The organism is Pseudomonas sp. 01L34 (genome assembly GCF_056400265.1).
The window spans coordinates 830786-852035 of record NZ_JBFTSX010000001.1 but is presented as its reverse complement, the minus strand read 5'-3'; the positions used below and the strand labels follow the sequence as shown (position 1 = coordinate 852035).

At 60.6% G+C, this 21250-nt stretch carries 21 protein-coding genes and 1 pseudogene; 9 read left to right on the top strand and 13 right to left on the bottom strand.

The window, feature by feature from the left end; translation table 11 throughout:
* From AC1DQM_RS03740 to AC1DQM_RS03720, 5 genes are all read left to right on the top strand, one after another.
* Nucleotides 1–792 (top strand): ABC transporter ATP-binding protein, encoded by a 792-nt coding sequence (locus AC1DQM_RS03740; protein WP_018929022.1) that lies wholly within the window; start codon nucleotides 1–3, stop codon nucleotides 790–792.
* 69 nt (nucleotides 793–861) lie between these two features.
* A complete protein-coding gene (locus AC1DQM_RS03735; RefSeq protein WP_064617653.1) occupies nucleotides 862–1743 on the top strand; it encodes a branched-chain amino acid ABC transporter permease in 882 nt (293 codons plus the stop codon).
* Between the two features lie 11 nt (nucleotides 1744–1754).
* On the top strand, nucleotides 1755–2822 hold the full coding sequence (locus AC1DQM_RS03730) for a branched-chain amino acid ABC transporter permease (protein WP_138867464.1): 1068 nt from the start codon (nucleotides 1755–1757) through the stop codon (nucleotides 2820–2822).
* Between the two features lie 80 nt (nucleotides 2823–2902).
* A complete protein-coding gene (locus AC1DQM_RS03725) occupies nucleotides 2903–4228 on the top strand; it encodes an ABC transporter substrate-binding protein (RefSeq protein ID WP_018929025.1) in 1326 nt (441 codons plus the stop codon).
* A 148-nt stretch (nucleotides 4229–4376) separates the two neighbouring features.
* On the top strand, nucleotides 4377–5147 hold the full coding sequence (locus AC1DQM_RS03720) for an ABC transporter ATP-binding protein (protein WP_138867465.1): 771 nt from the start codon (nucleotides 4377–4379) through the stop codon (nucleotides 5145–5147).
* A gap of 10 nt (nucleotides 5148–5157) precedes the next feature.
* Here AC1DQM_RS03720 and AC1DQM_RS03715 read toward each other — a convergent pair whose 3' ends face one another.
* Genes AC1DQM_RS03715 through msuE form a run of 3 tightly spaced genes read right to left on the bottom strand, consistent with a single transcriptional unit; the run spans nucleotide 5158 to nucleotide 8031 of the window.
* On the bottom strand, nucleotides 5158–6261 hold the full coding sequence (locus AC1DQM_RS03715) for a sigma-54 interaction domain-containing protein (RefSeq protein ID WP_018929027.1): 1104 nt from the start codon (nucleotides 6259–6261) through the stop codon (nucleotides 5158–5160).
* 8 nt (nucleotides 6262–6269) lie between these two features.
* On the bottom strand, nucleotides 6270–7457 hold the full coding sequence (locus tag AC1DQM_RS03710) for an acyl-CoA dehydrogenase family protein (protein WP_018929028.1): 1188 nt from the start codon (nucleotides 7455–7457) through the stop codon (nucleotides 6270–6272).
* Between the two features lie 10 nt (nucleotides 7458–7467).
* Nucleotides 7468–8031: an FMN reductase gene (gene msuE / locus AC1DQM_RS03705; RefSeq protein WP_138867466.1), complete on the bottom strand. Its 564-nt coding sequence runs from the start codon at nucleotides 8029–8031 to the stop codon at nucleotides 7468–7470.
* Nucleotides 8032–8666: 635 nt separating this feature from the next.
* Between msuE and ssuD the strand changes: the two genes are divergently transcribed.
* Nucleotides 8667–9806, top strand: coding sequence for an FMNH2-dependent alkanesulfonate monooxygenase (gene ssuD, locus AC1DQM_RS03700; protein WP_018929030.1), 1140 nt, complete (start codon nucleotides 8667–8669; stop codon nucleotides 9804–9806).
* Nucleotides 9803–10654, top strand: coding sequence for an amidohydrolase family protein (locus AC1DQM_RS03695; protein ID WP_111453241.1), 852 nt, complete (start codon nucleotides 9803–9805; stop codon nucleotides 10652–10654). Before ssuD ends, AC1DQM_RS03695 begins: the two co-directional genes overlap by 4 nt.
* A 101-nt stretch (nucleotides 10655–10755) precedes the next feature.
* On the opposite strand, the pseudogene AC1DQM_RS03690 reads toward AC1DQM_RS03695, so the two are convergent.
* The 8 genes and pseudogenes from AC1DQM_RS03690 to AC1DQM_RS03655 all read right to left on the bottom strand — a co-directional run.
* Nucleotides 10756–10971, bottom strand: a pseudogene (locus tag AC1DQM_RS03690) (chemotaxis protein); the annotation flags it as partial.
* A gap of 2 nt (nucleotides 10972–10973) precedes the next feature.
* Nucleotides 10974–12242: a GTP-binding protein gene (locus AC1DQM_RS03685; protein ID WP_138867468.1), complete on the bottom strand. Its 1269-nt coding sequence runs from the start codon at nucleotides 12240–12242 to the stop codon at nucleotides 10974–10976.
* Nucleotides 12239–12901 (bottom strand): nitrile hydratase subunit beta, encoded by a 663-nt coding sequence (gene nthB, locus AC1DQM_RS03680; RefSeq protein WP_018929034.1) that lies wholly within the window; start codon nucleotides 12899–12901, stop codon nucleotides 12239–12241. The genes AC1DQM_RS03685 and nthB overlap by 4 nt, the downstream gene beginning before the upstream one ends.
* A 41-nt stretch (nucleotides 12902–12942) precedes the next feature.
* On the bottom strand, nucleotides 12943–13536 hold the full coding sequence (gene nthA / locus AC1DQM_RS03675; RefSeq protein ID WP_138867469.1) for a nitrile hydratase subunit alpha: 594 nt from the start codon (nucleotides 13534–13536) through the stop codon (nucleotides 12943–12945).
* A 77-nt stretch (nucleotides 13537–13613) separates the two neighbouring features.
* Nucleotides 13614–15128 (bottom strand): amidase, encoded by a 1515-nt coding sequence (locus AC1DQM_RS03670; RefSeq protein WP_018929036.1) that lies wholly within the window; start codon nucleotides 15126–15128, stop codon nucleotides 13614–13616.
* A gap of 153 nt (nucleotides 15129–15281) precedes the next feature.
* On the bottom strand, nucleotides 15282–16148 hold the full coding sequence (locus AC1DQM_RS03665) for a transporter (RefSeq protein WP_138867470.1): 867 nt from the start codon (nucleotides 16146–16148) through the stop codon (nucleotides 15282–15284).
* A gap of 85 nt (nucleotides 16149–16233) precedes the next feature.
* Nucleotides 16234–17292, bottom strand: coding sequence for an aliphatic aldoxime dehydratase (gene oxdA / locus AC1DQM_RS03660; protein WP_138867471.1), 1059 nt, complete (start codon nucleotides 17290–17292; stop codon nucleotides 16234–16236).
* Between the two features lie 20 nt (nucleotides 17293–17312).
* Nucleotides 17313–17492 (bottom strand): hypothetical protein, encoded by a 180-nt coding sequence (locus AC1DQM_RS03655; protein ID WP_018929039.1) that lies wholly within the window; start codon nucleotides 17490–17492, stop codon nucleotides 17313–17315.
* Nucleotides 17493–17844: 352 nt separating this feature from the next.
* On the opposite strand from AC1DQM_RS03655, the gene AC1DQM_RS03650 reads away from it, so the two are divergent.
* Nucleotides 17845–18780: an AraC-like ligand-binding domain-containing protein gene (locus tag AC1DQM_RS03650; protein ID WP_018929040.1), complete on the top strand. Its 936-nt coding sequence runs from the start codon at nucleotides 17845–17847 to the stop codon at nucleotides 18778–18780.
* A 287-nt stretch (nucleotides 18781–19067) separates the two neighbouring features.
* On the opposite strand, the gene AC1DQM_RS03645 is transcribed toward AC1DQM_RS03650, so the two are convergent.
* Together AC1DQM_RS03645 and AC1DQM_RS03640 are read right to left on the bottom strand one after the other, a co-directional pair.
* On the bottom strand, nucleotides 19068–19280 hold the full coding sequence (locus tag AC1DQM_RS03645; RefSeq protein ID WP_225602743.1) for an integrase core domain-containing protein: 213 nt from the start codon (nucleotides 19278–19280) through the stop codon (nucleotides 19068–19070).
* Nucleotides 19281–19282: 2 nt separating this feature from the next.
* The gene (locus AC1DQM_RS03640) at nucleotides 19283–19996 is read right to left on the bottom strand and encodes a class I SAM-dependent methyltransferase (RefSeq protein WP_138867472.1); all 714 of its coding nucleotides are present in this window, start codon (nucleotides 19994–19996) and stop codon (nucleotides 19283–19285) included.
* A gap of 381 nt (nucleotides 19997–20377) precedes the next feature.
* On the opposite strand from AC1DQM_RS03640, the gene AC1DQM_RS03635 reads away from it, so the two are divergent.
* A complete protein-coding gene (locus tag AC1DQM_RS03635; protein WP_138867473.1) occupies nucleotides 20378–21214 on the top strand; it encodes an AraC family transcriptional regulator in 837 nt (278 codons plus the stop codon).
* The last annotated feature ends 36 nt before the right edge of the window (nucleotides 21215–21250 follow it).

The window sequence follows — 21250 nt, the reverse complement described above, 5'->3', positions numbered from 1 at the left end:
ATGGCACAGACACAGGCGACAAAGGTTGAACATCTGCTGGAGCTGGAAAATATTGGCTTGTCGTTCAAGGGCGTCAAGGCGGTGACCGACATCAGCTTTGCCGTGGCCGCCGGCGAGATTTGCGCCTTGATCGGCCCCAATGGCGCGGGTAAAAGCTCACTGCTGAATGTGATCAACGGCGTGTACCAGGCCCAGCAGGGGCGCATCCGCTTTGCCGGAGAAGGGCGCCGGCGCATGAGCCCGCATGATGCGGCGGTGCGCGGCATTGCCCGCACCTTTCAGAACATCGCCTTGTTCAAAGGCATGAGTGTGCTCGACAACGTGCTCACCGGACGCACCCTCAAGCGTCGCAGCAGCTGGATCGAGCAGGCTCTGCGCATCGGCCGCGCCGCTGGCGAGGACGACCGCCAACGTGAGGCCGCCGAGCGGATAATCGACTTTCTGCACATCCAGCCCTGGCGCGACACCCTTGTCGGCAAGCTGCCCTATGGCTTGCAGAAACGGGTGGAACTCGCCCGTGCCCTGGCCGCCGAACCGCGTTTGCTGTTGCTGGACGAACCGATGGCCGGGATGAACGCCGAAGAGAAGCAGCAGATGAGCCGCTTCATCGTCGACATCAACCGTGAGTTGGGCACTACGGTGGTGTTGATCGAGCACGACATCGGCGTGGTCATGGGCATTTGCGATCACGTGGTGGTGCTCGACTACGGCCGCAAGATCGGCGACGGCCCACCCGAAGAAGTGCGACAAAACCCCGAGGTGATCGCCGCCTACCTCGGCACGCGCCACTAACCCCTGGGTCGATATCGCCGCCAGCCGCCTGGTGGCCAGGAACCCTTTGCCCGCAAAACAGGAAGGCTCATGGAATTTTTCTTAGAGGTGTTGATCGGTGGGCTGCTGGCCGGGGTGATGTACGCCCTGGTGGCCATCGGTTTTGTCCTGATCTACAAGGCCTCCGGCGTCTTCAACTTCGCCCAGGGGGCGATGGTGCTGTTTTCGGCGCTGACCTTTGTCAGCCTCTTGGAGCGCGGGGTGCCGTTCTGGCTGGCGTTTGTCATTAGCCTGGCGGCGATGGTGCTGCTGGCGTTGGCGGTGGAGCGGGTGGTATTGCGTCCGCTGGTCAACCGCTCGCCAATCACCTTGTTCATGGCCACCCTCGGCTTGTCCTACGTGATCGAAGGGGGCGCCCAGGCGCTGTGGGGCGCCCAGGTGCATGGCCTGGAACTGGGCATCAGTGACGAGCCACTGGAACTGGGCGGCATGCTGTTGTCGCAGTTCGACATTTTTGCCGCCGTGACCGCTGCGCTGCTGGTGTTGGCGCTGTCGCTGCTGTTCAACAAGACCCGTATCGGTTTGTCGTTGCGTGCCGTGGCCGATGACCCGCTGGCGGCGTTGGCCATGGGCATCCGCCTCCAACGGGTGTGGGTGCTGGTGTGGGCGGTGGCCGGGTTTGTCGGTCTGGTGGCCGGCCTGCTCTGGGGCGCGCGGCTGGGGGTGCAGTTTTCGCTGTCGCTGGTGGTACTCAAGGCATTGCCGGTGCTGATCATCGGCGGTTTTACCTCGATCAGTGGGGCGATTGTCGGCGGCTTGATCGTCGGCGCCTCGGAGAAGCTGGCCGAGGTGTACCTGGGCCCCGTCATCGGCGGCGGTATCGAGAACTGGTTTCCCTATGTGCTGGCGTTGCTGTTCCTGCTGGTGCGGCCGGCCGGGCTATTTGGTGACCGCGCGATCGAGCGGGTTTAAGGAGAGGCGTGATGTTTTATCAGGAAGCTGGTCAGTTCAGTACTCGCTATGCCCAGGACCGCCGGGTGTTTCGCCTGCGGCAGGACCGTTACGGCTTGGTTGCCTTGCTGCTGTTGGCCTTTGTAGGTGTGCCGTATCTGGGTAACGACTATTGGTTCAGCGCCATTCTGATTCCGTTTCTGGTGCTATCACTGGCCGGGCTGGGGCTGAACCTGCTGACCGGCTATGCCGGGCAGTTGTCGCTGGGCTCGGCGGCCTTCATGGCTGTGGGCGCCTTTGCCACTTACAACGTTGAACTGCGGGTGCCGGGCTCGCCGTTATTGCTCAGCATGGCCCTGGGCGGGGGAGTGGCAGCGCTGGTGGCGGTGCTGTTCGGCCTGCCGAGCCTGCGGATCAAGGGCTTCTATCTGCTGGTGTCGACCCTGGCGGCACAGTTCTTTGTGACCTGGGCGCTGACCCGCTTGAGCTGGTTCTCCAATAACAGCGCCTCGGGGGTGATCAGTGCACCGCGCCTGGAGATACTCGGGGTGGATTTGAACTCACCGGTGGGCCGTTACCTGCTGACGTTGGGGGTGGTGGTGGCGTTGTTCTGGCTGGGCAAGAACCTGGTGCGCAGTGAACTGGGACGCAACTGGATGGCCGTGCGTGACATGGACACGGCCGCTGCAGTGATGGGCATTGCGTTGCTCAAGACCAAGCTGCTGGCGTTTGCCATCAGCGGCTTCTTTCTCGGGGTGGCCGGAGCGCTGTGGGCCTTCACTTACCTGGGCACCGTGGAGCCCCACGGTTTCGATCTGAATCGGTCCTTCCAGATCCTGTTCATCATCATTATCGGTGGCCTGGGCAGCATCCTCGGCAACTTCCTGGGCGCGGCGTTCATTGTGCTGTTTCCGGTGCTGCTGTCGAACCTGGTGGCCTTGTTGCCGGCCGGGCTGATCGATGCCGGGCAGATAGAAAACCTGCAGAAGATGGCATTTGGCGCCCTGATCATTGTGTTCCTGGTCAAGGAGCCGGAGGGCCTGGCGCGCCTCTGGCAGAAGTTCCGCGAGCGCGCTCGGTTGTGGCCCCTGCGCTACTGAGCAAACCGGCGCAGGCATGGACTGCGCTTCGATCCTCCTGCGGCAAACGTGCGATTGAATCATTGATAAGGAAAATACCGATGTTGAAACGATCTCTACTCAGTAGCCTCGCCCTGGCCGTCAGCCTGAGCGTTGCCACATTGACTGCGCAGGCGGATAACGAACAGTACTTCCCGCTGCAGAGCTATCGGGTCGGTCCTTATGCCGCCGGTGGTACCGGGTTTTTTGGTGGTTTTATCGACTACCTCAAGTACGTCAATGCCAATGGCGGGGTCAACGGCGTCAAGCTGACCTGGAGCGAGTGCGAAACCGAATACGTGGTCGAGAAGGGCGTGGAGTGCTACGAGCGTCTGAAAAAAGGCCTCAATGGTGCGCCGGCTGCCGCCACTAACCCGCTGTCGGTGGGCATCGCCTATGCCACCCTGGAGCGCTCGACCGCGGACAAACTGCCTTTGATCACCATCAACCACGGCCGCACTGACTCCACTGACGGCAGCGTTTTCCCCTATGTCTTCCCGTTGCAGCTGAACCCGTACTCCGAAGTCTCGGCGATCATCAACTACATCGGCCAGCAGGCCGGGGGGCTGGACCAGCTCAAGGGCAAGAAGATAGTCACCCTGTATCATGGCTCGCCCTACGGCAAGGAAACCAATGAGGTGTTGCAGACCCTGGCCGACAAGTACGGGTTCAAGCTGACCCTGCTGGAAGTGCCCCATCCGGGTAACGAACAGCAGTCGCAATGGCTCAACATTCGCCGGGAAAAACCCGACTGGGTGATTCTGCGAGGCTGGGGCGTGATGAACCCGGTGGCGTTGAAAACCGCGCAGAAAGTCGGCTTCCCGGCGGATCACATCATCGGCAACATCTGGAGTAACTCCGAGGACGATGCCGCACCGGCCGGTGCCGCCGCCAAAGGCTTTATCGCGATCACCACGCACCCCACGGGCACCGATTTCCCGGTCCTGCAAGGCATCCAGCAGCAGGTGGTGGCCAGGGGCAATGGTGACCTGGCCGATCCGAAACGCTTCGGCACCGTGTATTACAACCTCGGTGTGGTGAACGGCATTCTCAATGTCGAAGCGGTGCGCATTGCCCAGGAGAAATTCGGCAAGCAACCGCTCACCGGCGAGCAGGTGCGCTGGGGCTTCGAGCACCTCAAACTGGACGATGCCCGCCTCAAGGAGCTGGGTGCACTGGGCTTGGTGCAACCATTGCAGCTGTCGTGCTCGGACCATGAAGGGGGCGGTGCCGTGCGCTTCCAGCAGTGGGATGGCAGCCAGTGGAAACTGATCAGTGACTGGGTGCAGGCCGACCGTGCCTTGCTCAGGCCGATCATCGAAGCCTCGTCGCACCAGTACGCCAAGGAAAAAGGCATCACACCGCGCGATTGCAGCCAGGACAGCTGAGATGTGAATCGGGTCGGGGAGGCGTCCCCAATGCTTTTCCGTTAAGGCAATGTCTGCTCAATACACATCCCGTGGCGAGGGAGCAAGTCACTCGCCACAAGTCACTTGTTTCAAGCTTTTATTAATTGAACAGCATGGGGATAGGCGTATGAACCAAGTACCGATCTTGCGGATCGACGCGATTGAAGTCCTGTACGAACAGGCCATCCTCGCGGTGTGCGGGGTATCGCTGGCGGTACCGCAAGGGCAGATCGTGGTGTTGCTGGGGGCCAACGGTGCCGGCAAGAGCACCACCTTGAAGGCCGCCTCCAATCTGGTGCGCGCCGAGCGGGGCGAGGTAGTGCAGGGGCGGATCCTCTATCGAGGCGAGGATGTCACCCGTAGCACGCCCCATAGCCTGGTGGCCAGCGGCCTGGTGCAGGTACTGGAAGGCCGGCATTGCTTTGCCCAACTGACAGTGGAAGAAAACTTGCTGACGGGTGCCTTTGCGCGTCAGGTGTCCCGCGGGCAACTGAAGGCCGATCTTGAGCGTATCTACAGCCAGTTTCCGCGCCTCAAGCTGCGGCGCAAAAGCCTGGCCGGCTACACCTCCGGCGGTGAACAGCAGATGGTTGCGCTCGGGCGGGCGCTGATGGCCCGGCCGCAGCTGGTATTGCTGGACGAACCTTCGATGGGCCTGGCACCGCAGATCGTCGAGGAGATCTTCGAGATCATCCAGCAGCTCAATCAGCGCGACGGCGTGAGCTTCCTGATTGCCGAGCAGAACATCAACCTGGCCCTGCGTTACGCCCAGTACGGCTACGTGCTGGAAAGCGGCCGGGTTGTCAGCGAAGGCACGACCGGGCAGTTGGCCGAGCGCAGTGATATTCAGGACTTCTATCTGGGGGGCGGGACAGCGGGTAAAGGAGCTGCTGCTTGACCGCCACCAGTCAGATCGACAGGTTGACCACTTTGACCGTCTGGGCGTCCTGTACCGGGCGGCGTTTGTTCACCACCAGTTCACCGACCTTGATCAACATCGCGCGGGTGATGTTGCGACTCAGCCCCAGCAAGCTGGCGGTGTGCACCTGGTTGTAGTGGCAGAAGCGATAGGCCGCGCGCAACAGCGCTTCCTCGACCCGCTCGTGGAGGGCGCCGCTTTCTTCCTCGAACAGCTTCTTGAAGGCTTGCTGCAACAGGGCGTCGGCACTGTCGTCCTGGACGGTATTGCTGGCGTCCAGGCGTTCGATACGCAGGTTGGACAGGTGCAAGTCCTGGACGCGGATCAGATTGTTACGGCAGATCAGTAAGGTGTGGTGAATGACGTTTTCCAGCTCGCGAATATTGCCCGGCCATGAGTAATTCACCAGCTTCTGTTCGGCTTCGGTATCCAGCACCACTTCGCCATAGCCCAGCCGACGACTGTACTCGGCGATGAAGTGGCGGATCAGCGGCAGGATGTCGCCCGGTCGCTCGCGCAGCGGGCTGAGTTCCAGGCTGACCACGTTTAGCCGGTAATAGAGGTCTTCGCGAAAGTGCCCGGCGTTGATGGCTTTTTCCAGCTGCACGTTGGTCGCAGCCAGCACCCGTACATCGATTGGGATGCTTTTGCGTGAACCCAGGCGAACCACTTCACGCTCCTGCAGCACCCGCAGCAACTTGACCTGGATTGGCATCGGCAAGTCGCCGATTTCGTCGAGGAACAGCGTGCCGCCGTTGGCTTCCTCGAACCAGCCGGCTTTGGCGCTCAGGGCGCCGGTGAAGGCGCCTTTTTCGTGGCCGAACAGTTCGGCCTCCACCAAACTTTCGGAAAACGCGCCGCAGTTGACCGCGATAAACGGTTTGTTGCGACGAGCGCTGAGGTTGTGCAGGTGACGGGCCACCAGCTCCTTGCCGGTCCCGGTTTCGCCGATGATCAACACGCTGGCATCACTGGGCGCAACCTGTTGCAGGTGCGCCAGCAGCGCCTGTGATTTCGGGTCTTCGAAGACTTGCGCGGTGGCGCGTATCGAGGTGGCCAAGGCTGGTGAGGGCGGCAGCGTGAGTAGTTGCATGGTCGGGCCTATGAGTAAAAGGACGGAGTGGGCAGCGCCGTGTTGAGCGCCCAGTCACCCAGTTCATGGAGCTTGTAGTCCACGGGGTCGTGCAGGGTCTGGGTGCGCAGGTTGCGCCAGTGACGATCAAGGCGCAGCGCGGCATGGGTGGCGCGGGCGCCGGTCACTTCAAACAGGCTGCTGGTCAGGTCCAGGCCGGTGCGGGTGGCGGCGACCTTGGCGGTGGCAATGGCCAGGGCCAGTTGGCCACGTTCCTCGGCGGCGAGTTGGTGCTCCTTGCTCCAGGCTTGGTCGAGCAGGGCGTTGGCTCGTTCAGTGAGCAGGCGCACGCTTTCCAGCCCGACCCAGAATTCGCCGTAATGGCGCAGGACATAGGGGTCCTGATTGGCCTGGCTGACGTTGGCCTTGAACCAGGGGCGCGTTTCCTTGAGGGTGTAATCGCGGGCCTCTTCGAACGCGCCCTCGGCAATGCCGAGGAAGATATTGACGAAGGTCAGTTGGGCGATCAGCGGGCGCAGGCAGGCAAAGGGCGTGCTCAGCGGGCCGGGATCGAGCAGCAGCTCATTCTCTTCCACGCGCACCCGTTCGAAGGTGGCGCTGCCGCTGTCGGTCTGCCGTTGGCCGATGTTGTCCCAGTCGCCGTGCAAGGTGATGCCGGTGCGGTGGCTGGGAATGGCGGCGATCAACAGCTTGCCGCTGGTGGATTCATCCAGCGCCGAGGCAATCAGCATTTCCGAATCGGCGGAGCCGGAGCAGAAACTCTTGCGCCCGGAAAACTCGCGATAGCCGGCAAACTTTTTCGACAGGGTGCGGGTGTCCAGCGGGTTAAGGGCATTACCCCAGAACCAGTTGTTGCGCGCGGTCTGTTCGAACCAGGGCTGCCACTGTTCGGGCCGGGAAAACAGCCGCACCGTGGCCAGCATCAAGTGCTGGAAGCCGAACACGTGGGCGATCGAGCTGTCGATCCTGGCGAATTCGCGCACCACTTCCAGGGTGTCGCTCCAGCTGGCGCCAAGGCCACCGTACTGCTGGTCAATTTTCATCGCCAGCAGACCGCTACGGCGCAACTCGTCGCGCTCGGCTTTCGGCGTGCCGCCCAGATGGTCGCGTTCGGCGGCGGTTCGGGAAAACTCGGCGGCGAGCGTCCGAGCGATCTGCAGCGGGGTTTCAAGTTTGGATGTATGGATAGCGGTCACAGGCTGTTCCTCAGGCTGTTTTCCGCAGGTCGGCGGCATTGGCGGTGAACAGCGGTGCGGCCCGTTCGACTGCCAGGCGGATGCGTGTTTTCAGCGCTTCGCTGCTGATCTGGTAATTCGTGAAATCGGCCTCCGAGGCATACACGCCCAGGGGTAGGGTCACCGACTGGAAGAAGCTGAACAGCGGGCGCAACTGGTGATCGATTACCAGCGCATGCCGGTCGCTGCCACCGGTGGCGGCCAGCAACACCGGGGTATCGATCAATGCGTCCTGGCCAATCAGGTCGAACAGGTGCTTGAACTGGCCCGGGTAGGCACCACGGTAGACCGGTGCAGCCACCACCAGCAGGTCCGCCGACTCAATCGCATTCAACTCGTACTCAACAGTTTTCGGCAGCTCCCGACGGGATATGGCGCTGCCCAGCGGGCGGACAATGTCACCCAGCTCGATGATGCGGCTTTCGATTGGCAGGTACTGGCTCAGCTCAGCAACGATGGCTTGGACCAGTACCAGGGTGCGTGACGGACGATAGGTTCCACCGGAAACGGCGACGACTTTAAGTGGAGTGCTCATGGGGTCTGTTCCTGTTCGAGTTGCGGGATGTGCAGCCATCAGAGCAAGAGTTGTTCCATGGTTAAAATAACTATAAAAAACAATAAGTTAGTCTATTGCTTGGTCTCGGCTGCTGTTGTCTGGGCAGCTAACTGTTGAGCGACTGTTGCGTGAGCAGCAATGGCGCTGCTGTTTGTCGGGCAACACTGTGGCATCCATGAATTGAATGTAAGTGATCTAAAAAACATCTAATAAATACTTTTTGGTTATTAGCTTAAGGCTTTGTCGGGCTGTCAGTGCCAGGGGAGCAGCTTTTGGCAGGCTTTAGCCGGCCGAAATCAGTGGGTAATGTCTCTCGGATCGGCCAAGTGTTGCTCAGACAATAGCGGTTCAACATCACTGTTGGGTGGGCAACAGTGGGTGGACCAAAGCGCATGGCATTCACCTTCCACCGTCGCCGCTCAGGTGGTTGTGCACGCTGCCTGCAGCCCGCAACGCAGGGTTTCAGGGCTTCTGGTATGGCTCTTGCTCAGGCACCTGACTCTCCAGCAACAGTGCTGATCAGGGCGCCACAGAGTGCTCGCTTCCTATATCTGCCGGCCGATGTGCCGTGCGCCTTGTGATCCAGCCCTGTATCACTCCCTGAGGCCCGTACCATGAATTTGGATATTTTCTGGTTTCTCCCCACCTCCGGTGACACCCGCTACCTGGGTAAGTCCGAGTCCGGCCGCCCGGCCACCAACCAGTACATGCGGCAGATTGCTGTGGCTGCGGAAAGCCTTGGCTACGACGGCCTGTTGATTCCCACCGGCAGCAGTTGTCTTGATCCCTGGGTCACCGCTGCCAGCCTGGTACCAGTGACCAGCCGGATTAAATTGTTGGTGGCCTTGCGCACGTCAATCAGCAGCCCGACCGTAACGGCACGTCAGGCTGCCAGCCTCGACCAGGCCCTGGGTGGGCGCCTGCTGCTCAACGTGGTCCCCGGTGGCGATGCGGCCGAGCTGGCCGCCGAGGGCGTGTACCTCAAGCACGATGAGCGCTATGAGGCCGCCGATGAGTTCCTCACCGTCTGGCGTCGGGTATTGCAGGGTGAAACGGTCGACTTCGAGGGCAAGCACATCCATGTGAAGCGGGCGCAGAATTTCTTCCCGCCGGTGCAGAAGCCCTATCCGCCGCTGTACTTCGGTGGCTCTTCGCCGGCTGCCCACGAGCTGGCCGCCAAACACGTGGACACCTACCTGACCTGGGGCGAGCCACCGGCCGCGGTGGCCGAGAAGATCGGCGATGTACGTGCCCGCGCCGCGAAGCACGGCCGCACAGTGCGTTTTGGCGTACGTCTGCACGTGATCGTGCGTGAAACCAACGAGCAAGCCTGGGCCGCTGCCAACGAACTGATCCAGTACCTGGACGACGAGACCATCGCCCAGGCCCAGGCCAACTACGCGACCATGGACTCCGAAGGCCAGCGCCGCATGGCTGCGCTGCACGGTGGCTGTCGCGATCAGCTGGAAGTCAGTCCCAACCTGTGGGCCGGTGTCGGCCTGGTGCGCGGCGGTGCCGGTACTGCCTTGGTCGGTGACCCGCAGACCGTCGCCGCCCGGCTGCAGGAATACGTCGACCTCGGCGTCGACAGCTTCGTGCTCTCAGGTTATCCGCACCTGGAAGAGGCCTACCGCTTCGCCGAACTGGTGTTCCCGTCGTTGCCCGGTAAACAGGCGGTGACCGTCAATGAGGTGCTCACGGGCGGAGCCTTCGATGTGCGAGCCAAGACCAAACAAGAGGAAACCGCGGTATGAAAGTGATCGACATGCGCTGCCGGCCGGCCTATCTGCACGATTTCTTTGGCGCCAACCCGGGCTCGGCGGGCTACGCCACCGCGCGCTGGCTGAATCGCCGCGTCGGAGCTCGCGGCAGCGACGAGCATTTTGCCCGCTCGCTGACGCCAGAGGGTTTTATTGCCGAAGTCCGAGAAGCCGGTTTGAGCCAGGCGGTGGTGGTGGGGCGACACACCCCTGGGCAACACCTGCCGAATGATTTCATCCACGAAATCACCCATCCCCATCAGGAGCTGCTGGGTATCGCCGGGGTTGACCCGACGCTTCAGGGTATCGATGGCGCTATTGCCGAAATCGACCGGGTGATTGATCAACTCGGTCTGGTCGGTATCGGCCTGGAGCCGGGTTTCGCCGTGCCGGCACGGCATCCGGATGACCCGCTGTACTTTCCCCTCTACGAACACTTGTCGCGCCGTGGCATTGCGCTGTTCCTGATGAGCGGACCGACCACGCCGGATCCGGCCTTCAACGACCCTGGCCGCCTGGCAGCGGTGGCACGAGCGTTTCCCGAACTGAAAATAGTCTGTTACCACGGCTACTGGCCGAACGTGGCGCAACTGCTGGGCGTAGCTTTTCGCTATGAAAACATCTTCGCCGTGCCAGACATGTACCTGTTCCTGCCGGGCAGCGAGGCCTTTGTCGCAGCAGCCAATGGCTTTCTGGGCGACCAACTGTTGTTTGGCTCGTCCTACCCGTTCCGGCCGATCCGCCAGTCGATCGAGGATTTTCAGGCGCTGGGGTTCAAGGATCAGGTGCTGGATAAGTTGCTTTATGGGAATGCGGCGCGGTTGTTAGGGTTGAGGAGGTAGCCTTGAATCGACGCCTGCCGTTTCGACGGACGCCCAATCGGGCTATAGAAGTCGGCGAGGTAATGGCGCGGGTCGCCCAGCAGCGCGTTGACGCCGACGGCACGCTCGTTCAGTTCGGCGACTTCCAGGCTCAGTGCGCGCACCTCGTCTTTCTGCATCCGACGCTCTTGCAGCAATTGCTCGACGCTGGTCAGGATGCGTCGCAACAACGGGTTGTTCGACGACAACGGCGTGCTCGCCTGGTCAGGCTGGTCCAGTCTGTCGGCGAGCGGAGCCAATACCCAGTGGGTTGTCCGGCTGAAAAAAACATGGAGCACCTCTACCTGAGTGAAGTGATGTCAGCCGCCAGGGGCTGCGGTGGACGTACCGACAACGACTGCGAATCAAACACTGTCGCCCCCGGCAGGGCTTGCCAGGCCAGTGGGCCGGCGGCGATTTCCCGGGTACTGAGCAGGCAGTGGTCAAGCTCGCGCTGTAAAACCTCGGTGTCGAGGCCCTGGCCGATGAGCACCAATTCCTGGCGACAATCACCGACCACGTTGTCCCACTTGGCCATGATGCTCTGGAGCCGGTATTCATCCCGTGGCCATTGCGACGGATCGATAAAGTTCCACCAGTGGCCGACATAGTCCCACTGGAACTGCCCGCCGCTCTGCACCAGCATGCCGGTTTCCAGGTGCCGGCTGGCGAGCCAGAAATAGCCTTTGCTGCGCAACAGCCGTCCGTTGCGCCAGGGGCGCTGGAGAAAGTCGAGCAAGCGCTGTGGGTGAAAGGGTGTCCGCTCACGGTAGACCCAGGATGTCACACCGTAGGTGTCCGCTTCGGAGGCTGGCGCGTCGGTCGCCTCCATTTTCCTCATCCAGCCCGGCGACGCGGCAAGGCTGGGTAAATCAAACAGATGGGTGCCGAGGATGCTCGACAGCGCGACTTGACCGTGGGTCATCGGCAGGATCCGCGCGCCGGGGTTCAGGCCGGCGAGAATGGCGTGCAGTGCCTGGTAACCGGCGTCATCGATCAGGTCCAGTTTGTTGACGAGAATAATGTTGGCGTACTCCACCTGCTCGATCAGAAGGTCGGCCAGATGGCGCTCCGGCGCGTCTTCCATGGCATCCGCACGGGCCACGGTATCCGGCGACTCGAGCAGCGCCTGAAACTGGCTGCCATCGACCACCGTCACCAAGGTGTCCAGGCGTGCCAGTTCGCTGAGGCTGAAGCCTTCGGTGTCAAGGAAGGCGAATGTCTCCGCCACCGGCATCGGCTCGGAGATCCCGGTGGATTCAATGAGCAGGTAGTCGAAACGCTGCTGACGTGCCAGATCACTGATCTGCTCCAGCAAATCGGCGCGCAGTGTGCAGCAAATACAGCCGTTGCTCATCTCGATTAACTCATCGCGACCACGGTGCAGCGACACGTCGCGCTGCACCGCTTCGGCATCGATGTTGACTTCGCTCATATCGTTGACGATGACCGCGACTCTCAGGCCTTCGCGATTGCGCAGGATATGGTTCAGCAGGGTGGTTTTGCCGGCGCCGAGGAAGCCCGAAAGGACCGTCACCGGCAGTCGGCCCGCCTGGGCGCCGTCAATCATGCGTTCACCGCTTTTGCGCTGGGCGCCTTGTCGAGGTAGCTTTCAAAAAGATCGACCACCACGAAACCATCGTCCGCCGCGTCGCCCCAAAGGTCTTTCACACGAAATTCGACGTGGTAGGTCGGCTGATGCGCCGCGCTCACATCGCCATGGCCGATGGCATCCGGGAAGGGCCACTGTTCTGACGTGCGGTGCAGGATCACGCCTTCCTTGCCGCGTACGTAGGCCGGCATGCGGATATGCCCGGCCACATATTCGTCGCGAACGACCACCCGATCGCCCACCTCGAAGGGGGGCCGACCGGTGATCGCCTGGCGACCGCCCGCGTGGGCGGGGTTCGCCAGCTTGAAGTGAGAGCCTAGGGCCTCATCAAGTTCTGCCTGGGTAATCACGCCTGTTTCTACCAGCAGGGTCGCGGTGGCGATGATGTAGCGCTCGTAGTATTGCGTGCCGACATGTTGGCGAACATCCAGGCGTTCGACGGCGTGGCGCACTTCGTCGACGCTGAATTTTTTCAGGTGATCGACGCCGATGAACATCAAGCTGTAGGCCAGGTGTTCCCAGTCCTGCTTGAACACCTGTTTGTAGCTCAGGCTATTGATGGTGTGCGGGACTTTGCCAAAGCCTTGAAAACCGCCGAGATCGTGAAAGCCATCCATTGTGAATACCTCTGAAAAGTGAAAGAAACCCAGCGCCCTGGCTACGCTACCTGCGGCAGCGCCACGCCGATCAGGACGTCCTTGGTGATCAGGGCCCGCAGGGCCTCTTCATCCATGCCCTCACTGCCCTCGGGTCGTACCGGCAGCACCAGATAGCGGCTTTCGGCACTGGTGTCCCACACTTTGATGGTGGCTCCCTCTGGCAGCTCGGTGCCCAGTTCCCGCAGAACGGTGCGCCCTTCGCGGACCAGGCGGGCACGGAATTCGAAGCCCTTGTACCACTCCGGCGGCAGGCCGAGGACGGGCCAGTTGGTGCAGGAGCACAGGCTGCAGACGATCACGTTTTTCAGCGTGGGGGTGTCTTCCAGGGCGACGATGTATTCACCTTGTGGGCCGGTATAGCCGAATTGCGCGCAGGCAGCGGTGCCGTCCTTGAGCAGCAGTTCACGAAACTGCGGGTCGACCCAGGCCTTGGCCACCACGCGAGCGCCATTCTCCGGGCTCCAGTCGTGGGCCATGAGTTGGGTCAGCTGTTCGATATAGCCGGCGGGAATCAGCTCCTTTTGCTTGAGCACCTGGAATAGGGCGCGGGCTCGCTCGCCTGGGGTCGAGGTGGTTTTTTCATCGGTGTTCATCAGTTAACTCCTCATCGTTGAGCGTTTAAGCAGCGCCTGGGGTGTTTGTTTTTGTGCGCTGCGCGGGAACCGACCGGTTAATTGTTTTTCCAGTCAACGGACGCTTCGAACGCTGCGGCCGCCTGGTAAATCGTGCCTTCGGCATAGTGCTTGCCCACCAGCATGAGCCCGACCGGCAGGCCGTCCACCAGCCCGCAGGGAATCGACATGGCCGGATGGCCGGTGATGTCCTGGGCTGAGGCGTTGCCGATCATTTCCAGCGCCCGGGCCACGTATTCCGTGATCGAGCAACCGGGTTCCGGATGAGGCTGGGCGATGATCGGCACGGTCGGCATCACCAGCAAGTCGTAGCGCGCCAGCGCCGCGTCGTAACCGGCCCGGGCCATGCGTGTGAGATTCTGCGCCTTGGCGTAGAAACGGCCGTTGTAGTGCTTGATGCCGTATTCACCGACAAACATGCACAGCTTGAGAGACGCGGACAGCTGATCCGCCTGCTCGCGCCACCCGGCTTGCTTGTCCAGCAACGTGAGGTCGTACAGGCCTTTCCAGTTAAAACCGGCGCCATTGCCGTGCATCATCTGCATTGTCAGGCCTTCACAGCCGATGGGGAGCCACAGCGAGCCGGCGATCTTGTGCTCCGGCACGGAGACTTCCTCGACATGCGCGCCGAGCCGCTCCAACTGGGCGATGGCGTTACGCACCGATGCAGTTACGCGCGGGTCCTGGTTGGCCAGCTGGAAACCTTCCTGCAGGATGCCGATCCTGAGCCCTTGCACGCCACGGTCCAGGTAATCGCTGTAGGTGTCGACCCGGGGCGCGGCCTGGCGTGGGTCGAGGCCGTCGGCGCCGGCCATGACTTCCAGCATCAACGCGTTGTCGCGCACGTTGGCCGTGATGGGCCCGGCATGGTCGATGGTCGCTTCGATCGCCATGATCCCGGTGTAGGGCACCAGGCCGTGGGTCGGCTTCATCCCGTAAGTACCGCAGAATGCCGAAGGAATCCGAATGGAGCCGCCCTGATCGCCGCCGACCGCGAGATCCACTTCGCCGGCGGCCACCAGTGCCGCGCTGCCGGAAGAGGAACCACCGGAGGCGAAACCCTGACGATAGGGGTTATGTACCGGTGCGGGGTCAGAGGTGTGACTGCCACCGGACAGGCAGTAGTGCTCGCACGTGGCCTTGCCGAGAATGGTCGCCCCCGCATCCAGTAAGCGCGTGACCACGGTGGCATCGAACGACGGGACGAAACCTTCGAGTGGCGCGGCACCGTTCATCATGGGGACGCCGGCCAGGGCGATATTGTCCTTGAGCGCGACGGTTTTGCCCGCCAGCTTGCCTTGCGGTGCGCCGTTGACTTCGGTGCGGTAATACCAGGCGTTCAAGGGGTTGTGGGCCGCCGAAGGGCGGTAGCCGGAACTGCGCTCGTAACGGACGGGCGGCACGCAATCGGGCAGCTCGTCGATCAGGTCGTAGGCGTCGAAGCTCGACTGCATCAGGGCCAGGTATTCACTGGCTTGTTCACGGCTGAGCTGCATGTGCAGGCCGTTCGCGATGTCCAGTAAGTGTTCAAGGGTGGGACGAACGATTGCCATGGTGGGGCTGTCCTTATCGTGGTGGCCTGGGGTTCAAGATAATCCGTGCCTCTGCGCGGTGGCTTGGTTGAAAAAGACACCGACTTGGTTGAGCCGGACATCCTTGCGCCAGGCGCAGGAAGGGTGTCCGGCGGCTGTCTGCTGGACAGTTGGCTAGAACACGTGCGCGTAACGCAGGTTCATGCGGAAGTCCTCTTTGGCGCCGTTATCCACTGAAAGGTCCTTGCCCAGCTGCAGCTGGAGCTGGTCCTGGGGGGTGACGAATTTGGTGGCTGTCAGGCGGAAGTTGGTGGTGCCCATTTCGTCGTCCTGGTTGACACGCGCGACGCTGGTTTCACCGCCCCAGGTACGCCCGAAGCCGACGCCGAATGCCGTGGTGGCGTCTGGCATGTAACGGCCCATCACCTGGGCAGCGTAGGACACGTCCTGCTTGAGGCGGTCGCCATTGGCGCCGTAATCGGTGTTATCGCCATACCAAGTGGCACCGCCGACCAGGTCCATTGCCCACTTCTCCGTGAAGTGCTTGACGTAGGCGCTCTGCAGCTCGAATTTCCAGCGGTTCTCACCGAGGTTGAGCGCGTCGTTCTTGTCGTAGGTACCGGAAGGGACATACACATAGGGGGCGATACTGAGGGTGTCGCGGGCTTCGTTGAGCCGCCACTTGACCGGCGCGGTGAGGATCAAGTCGCCGACGCCCCGGGTACTGCCGAGTGTCGAGGCATCGCCGCCAGTGGAAACGTGCCCGAAGGGCAGGAGGAATTGCGGGTCGATGGTGACCGTTTCACTCAGCGCGTACACATGGAGCAGACGCAGGATGCCGACGTCCGAGCTCAACCTGAAGTCCGAGCTGGCCTTATGGCCATTGGCGTAGGCCGAGTCTGTGGTGGAGTGCTGGTAGTAAATCGCGCCGATGGTAGCGCCGACCGGGTATTGCTCGTAATCGCCAGGGGCCACCTCACCAGCGTTCGCGTGGAGTACGGGCAACAGCGTGGAGAGTGTCAGCAGACGGATCTTATTCATCTTTTATTCCTTGCACGGCAAGGCCGTGCCGCCCGGGCAGGGCGGCAAAACGGCAGAAATTCGGGGTTTTAGACGCCGGCCAGGTTCAGGATGCAGGCGATTGCGCGTCGCGCAGCATTCCGGTCTGCGGGTGACAGTTGATGTACTCGAACACCTGGCTCTTGGCGTCCGACACCGACACTTCGTGGTACAGCCGCAATTTCTTCAGGCCCGCCGCGACACGGAAGAAGGTCACGAAAATTCGCAGATGGGTGGGGTGGGATTCCGCCCAGCGTTCGAGCTTCTCGATCGAGCGCCAGTGACCGATGTTGTAGCTCACGTCGAGGAAGTTGCCGTCCAGGTCGATATTGCGCACGAAGCGGTTGCTGTAGCAGCCCAGGGGTTGGCCGTTGTCACGCAGGAAGTCCATGCCGTCCTGCAGGGTCGGCAGGATCTCGTCGAGGTACAGTGAACGTTCTTCAGCCTCGGCGTCCGCCCAGTCCTGGCCTGAGCGAATCAAGGCGAGGTTGTCATGCCCCATGATCACCACCCGGCCACCCTTGGCGGGATCACCCGCGACCACTTGCAGCTCGCTGGTGGGCATCATCCAGTCTGTCTGGGAGATCGGGAAGCGGTCGCGCATCGAGCCCCAGTAGCCGTGTTCTTCGATTTCACTACTGGTCGTATCCATTACCGCGCCGACGCCGGGCAGGTTGTCCTGGAAGGCGTACAGGGTCTCAAACTGCTCGGCGCGCGGGGCGCTGATTTCACGGAAATAGCCAAGGCCATCACTCAGCCGATCCGACGAAGCCCACCAGTCATTCACCTCCGGTGAACGCAACCAGCGACAGTGGGCCGCCGGGTCTTTCCAATACCCGACGACAATCAGATTGTCGAAACCGCTGTTGTCGGTGTGGTGGGTCAAGTCGTGGTTCTGCGGGCCATTGGCCAGGCTGAAACTGCCGACGATATGACGCATCGCCTGCAATGCGGCCTCGCGCTGTGCATCGCCTTGATACTGCACGCCGAAGTACCCCATCACTACTTGTTGCAGTTGCTCGTCAGCGCGTGCCACCCACATCGGAAACGGTGGCTGATACTCATCTGGCACGCGGCGGGACAGGGTGCGTGGGCATTTGAGATGTTTGTCGATTGCAGATTCCATCTTGAGCTCCTCGTTTTTTTTCAGGCAAGCGGTTTGGATTCACGCTTCGGCGGCGGGGTGCGCTTGGCGACCTGCCGTCGATGCAGCAGCTTCATGGCTCCCCATTCAATCAACCAGTAAGCCGACTCCTCAGGCACGAGATCGCGCATGTGCAGAAGCCAGGATGAGTCAGGCAATTGTTTTGAATATTGTCGGTCCATGGGAGGCCTCATCAGCAGGGGGATGAGCTGCTGTGAGGTGAAAATTAGGCTGGACGGCGATAGGCCGCTTTGTTCGTCAGGACAACCGTTTGGTTGTAAAAGACAACGCCGACACACGCGGCGCGGCCATGATCGGCATTGGTGCACCCACGCCGAATACGTCAGGCACTCTGCCTCTAAGTGGGGATTTTGAGGTGTTCTCGCGTCACGTTGGCCGGGCGAAAACCTCGATGGCAGTCTCTTCGCAGAGCCCTTCAGGATCGGCATGAATGCGCTTGGCCTGTTAATTGCTGCGATAAAGCCGTTAGAACTTCTCGCGCTCTTACTGCAAGGTTGTACTGAGGTCCGTGGCATGAACCCAAGCACTCAATATTCGACCCTCGCTGTCGCGGCCCCGCGCCGCTTTGATTATTGGAAGGAAGTGGTCTGCCGCCATTGCCTGGCGGCCGATAGCAAACCTTTGTCCCAGAGCAGTTTTGATGGCTCGCTTGCAGTCAATACCGTGGGTGATCTGGACATTTGTTCGCTGTCTGCACCCCTGCATTACTGGGAACGCTCCGAGCAGCATCTGCGCAGTGGTCCTTCCGAAGATTTATGGTTGGGGTTCTCTCGAAATGGCCACGGCCAGATTGAACAGGGCGGCAGAAAAGCCAACCTGGCGGCGGGCAATTTGTTTCTTTATGACGCAACTCAGGCGTTTCGATTCAGCTTCGGTGGCACTGAAAACCACCTGGTGCGCATTCCGCGAGCCTTGCTCGTCGAACGCCTGCCACGTATCGCCGATTACACCGCGATGGTTCTCGACGAGCGGCGTCCGGGAGTCATTCCATTGCGTGAAATGTTGCGTCAGGCCGCGAGTGCGCCGGCATCGTTGCAGGATGAGGCCATCTCGAACCGTTACTCCAGCGCTTTGCTCGACCTCCTTGTCATCAGCCTGGAACTCCAGGACTTGAAGATCAGTCACGATGAGCTGGATCTCTACGGCCGCATCATGAAGTACATTCAACGGCACTTGACCGAGCCGGACCTGTCGATTGAAGTCATCGCGCAGGCCCACAATGTGTCCACCCGCACCGTCACCCGAGCCTTCGCCCGTTACCAGAAGACCCCCGTGGCAGAAATCTGGAAAGAGCGCCTGAATGCCAGCCGTGAAGCGATCGAGCGCGGTCAGGTGCGCAGTGTGTCCCAGGCGGCGCTGGACTTCGGGTTTTCTGACTTCTCCCATTTCAGCCATGCGTTTCGCAAAGCATTTGGCGTTGCGCCCAATACCCTGTTGCATCGAAATTGAGTGATGCCCCGAAGGACAGTGCCCTTGCGCTTGAACGCTCTTCTGTGAAAGCGCAGGGTGTTTCCTGCGGGGCGTTCTGTTTGGACCGGGGGACATGGTGGACACATGTTCGGAGACATAGTGGACAGTTAACGAAGCCGTTTACCTGATATTACGGATCGGGCGTTCATCTCAATTTGTGCAATGCGATGCCTACCCAGTAGACATCGTGCTTGCCGTCCTCCAAGGTCCTGCGCAAGCCCACACGCTCACCGGTAAACGCCCGGGCCCAGCTTGAGCTCCTACCCTCACCAGTTGAGCTCCCCGTTGGCTTGCACTGTTCGCACTTCGTCATCATCGCCGTACTCCAGTTCCGCCGGTACCTCCTGATAGCACAGCTCGCTTTGCCGGTACCGGGAGGCAGGAACGTTAAAATCCAGAGCTTGGTGTGGACGTTGGTGATTATAGATTTCCCGCCATTGGTCTGTTACGGTCGACGTATATCTAATACTTTCAATCATGTTCAGACCACTTTGCACGTCAACCACGCCCCCCAGAAAAGGCTGCTGAAGAAACGGGTAGCGTCTCCAAATCCGGCGTCATGCAAGAGATTTTGAACCGCCGCCTCGGAATGTGGAGGATCAGCGCCTTGAAGGATTTTCCCAAGCTTGACCTTCACTTCATCCGGGCTGGCTCCATGCTGCCGCCACCGCTGCCCCCAAGCCGCAAGCAGTAGCGGCTGGCTGGCATAAGCGTATTGATTCCCCGCGACAATCAACGGCGCCCCCGGTTTTAGATGAGCCCGAATGGATCGTAAAATTTGTCGCTTGGTTTCATCTCCATCGAGATGATGGAGTACCCCGATCAAGGTCGCTGCGTCGTATGACTCGTCTGCTGCCAGGTCTTCAACATGCCCAAGATGCATGGCCGTTCTTTCAAGCAAGTTGTTTGCCTCTAATTGCTGCTTTGCAGCCTCCAACATCGGCTCGGACGGATTAACGGCCGTGAAGCGCCAACCCGGCTCAAGCTTGGCCATAGCAACAATTTCCTGCGCCGTACCGCCAGCGCCAACTACAAGTATTTTTGCCGAACGTGCAGTGCCCAGGCTTGCCGCCAGCATGCACGCCGCCAAGTCTTGGCAGGCGTCATATCCTGCTAGCGCAATACGGCTCTGTCGTCCGTACTCAATGGCTCGTGAGGTATCAAATTTTTCTGAGTTGAGAGGGGATGATTTCAAGGCGGTTCTCCATGTCCTGAAATCAAGCTACGCCAGACACAGCAATAATAAAAATTCATTAATTTTATGTGGAGCATTCCTGAAGGGAATGCATACCTCAAAAAATTGCATCGTCGGATCAAGTCCAATGGCTGTTACCCATGTTTGGACTATTCGAGCGTATTGCCTGATGGAGAGATGATCCGGGTCATCCACAGCGATCGGCAGTGCGCGTGGGTCGGGCGCAAGTCAAGGGGGGGAGGGACGCTTTGGTCTGGTCGTGCGGCGTTGGGAAGGTATGTATGATGACGCATCTATTGTTACCGATGGTCCCCATCCGCCGCTCAGAACCGCCCCGACGAGGCTATTGCAGCGGTGCACTTGTATTAAGGGGTCTATTTTATGGCCTACATGTCGTCCAAGCTCAGTGGTCAGTCGCCCGAAGTGTTTCACTTGGAGACTAGCGACACCAGTGGCTACGCCGTGGATTGGCACGCCCACGACTGTCATATGCTGCTGTTACCACGCCAGGGAGGGCTATTTCTGTCGACCGAAAGCAGCCAAACTTCTCACGTTTCGCCCCGGTTGTTTTCCTTTGTGCCGGCAGACTTTGCACACGCAACCCAAGCGGTTCCGGGGCGGGAGAAACATATGACCTTGTATGTCGATCCCTCTTACATCAAGCATCAAGGACAGATGAACGGTTACAGCGGTTTCGCCAAACAGGTAAATCGATCGGGGATCTGGCAAGGAACAGAGACGCTGGAAAGTATCTTGCGCCTGTACGACCAACTGCAAGGCAGTGCATCCGCGGAGGCCTTTCAGCGCCAATTACCCCATCTCAATCATCTGCTCTTCGAGGAGTGCGCGCGGGTTATCGCTTGTCAGCAGACTCAGCCGCAGCCGAGTGAACATCAGCAGCAGGCGACGCTGGTTCGCGACATACAGCGCTACATTCAGGAGAATCTGGAAACAGATTTGGATATTGAGTCGATTGGGCATGAGTTCCACCTGTCACGGCGTCACCTTACTCGTATCTTCAAAGACATTACGGGCGAAACCCTGCTGGATTTCACCAACCGCACCCGAGTGGAAACGGCCGCCCGGCTTGTTTCATGCACTTCACTATCGATCCTCGAAGTCAGCCTCGCGGTAGGCCTGGACTCCCCCTCATACCTTGCTCGACTGTTCAAGCGCCACCTGGGTCTAACCCCAAGCGGGCTACGCAAACCCCGCTAACGATCTGGCCCAAACGGGCGCATGGACGGCCCGATC

Coding starts and splice junctions, on each gene's coding strand:
- AC1DQM_RS03715 (WP_018929027.1), bottom strand. CDS start 6,261: ATGCAACTACTCACGCTGCCGCCCTCACCAGCCTTGGCCACCTCGATA.
- AC1DQM_RS03735 (WP_064617653.1), top strand. CDS start 862: ATGGAATTTTTCTTAGAGGTGTTGATCGGTGGGCTGCTGGCCGGGGTG.
- AC1DQM_RS03725 (WP_018929025.1), top strand. CDS start 2,903: ATGTTGAAACGATCTCTACTCAGTAGCCTCGCCCTGGCCGTCAGCCTG.
- AC1DQM_RS03670 (WP_018929036.1), bottom strand. CDS start 15,128: ATGGCAATCGTTCGTCCCACCCTTGAACACTTACTGGACATCGCGAAC.
- AC1DQM_RS03720 (WP_138867465.1), top strand. CDS start 4,377: ATGAACCAAGTACCGATCTTGCGGATCGACGCGATTGAAGTCCTGTAC.
- msuE (WP_138867466.1), bottom strand. CDS start 8,031: ATGAGCACTCCACTTAAAGTCGTCGCCGTTTCCGGTGGAACCTATCGT.
- ssuD (WP_018929030.1), top strand. CDS start 8,667: ATGAATTTGGATATTTTCTGGTTTCTCCCCACCTCCGGTGACACCCGC.
- AC1DQM_RS03730 (WP_138867464.1), top strand. CDS start 1,755: ATGTTTTATCAGGAAGCTGGTCAGTTCAGTACTCGCTATGCCCAGGAC.
- nthA (WP_138867469.1), bottom strand. CDS start 13,536: ATGAACACCGATGAAAAAACCACCTCGACCCCAGGCGAGCGAGCCCGC.
- AC1DQM_RS03655 (WP_018929039.1), bottom strand. CDS start 17,492: ATGGACCGACAATATTCAAAACAATTGCCTGACTCATCCTGGCTTCTG.
- AC1DQM_RS03685 (WP_138867468.1), bottom strand. CDS start 12,242: ATGATTGACGGCGCCCAGGCGGGCCGACTGCCGGTGACGGTCCTTTCG.
- AC1DQM_RS03645 (WP_225602743.1), bottom strand. CDS start 19,280: ATGATTGAAAGTATTAGATATACGTCGACCGTAACAGACCAATGGCGG.
- AC1DQM_RS03650 (WP_018929040.1), top strand. CDS start 17,845: ATGAACCCAAGCACTCAATATTCGACCCTCGCTGTCGCGGCCCCGCGC.
- nthB (WP_018929034.1), bottom strand. CDS start 12,901: ATGGATGGCTTTCACGATCTCGGCGGTTTTCAAGGCTTTGGCAAAGTC.
- AC1DQM_RS03635 (WP_138867473.1), top strand. CDS start 20,378: ATGGCCTACATGTCGTCCAAGCTCAGTGGTCAGTCGCCCGAAGTGTTT.
- AC1DQM_RS03665 (WP_138867470.1), bottom strand. CDS start 16,148: ATGAATAAGATCCGTCTGCTGACACTCTCCACGCTGTTGCCCGTACTC.
- AC1DQM_RS03695 (WP_111453241.1), top strand. CDS start 9,803: ATGAAAGTGATCGACATGCGCTGCCGGCCGGCCTATCTGCACGATTTC.
- AC1DQM_RS03740 (WP_018929022.1), top strand. CDS start 1: ATGGCACAGACACAGGCGACAAAGGTTGAACATCTGCTGGAGCTGGAA.
- oxdA (WP_138867471.1), bottom strand. CDS start 17,292: ATGGAATCTGCAATCGACAAACATCTCAAATGCCCACGCACCCTGTCC.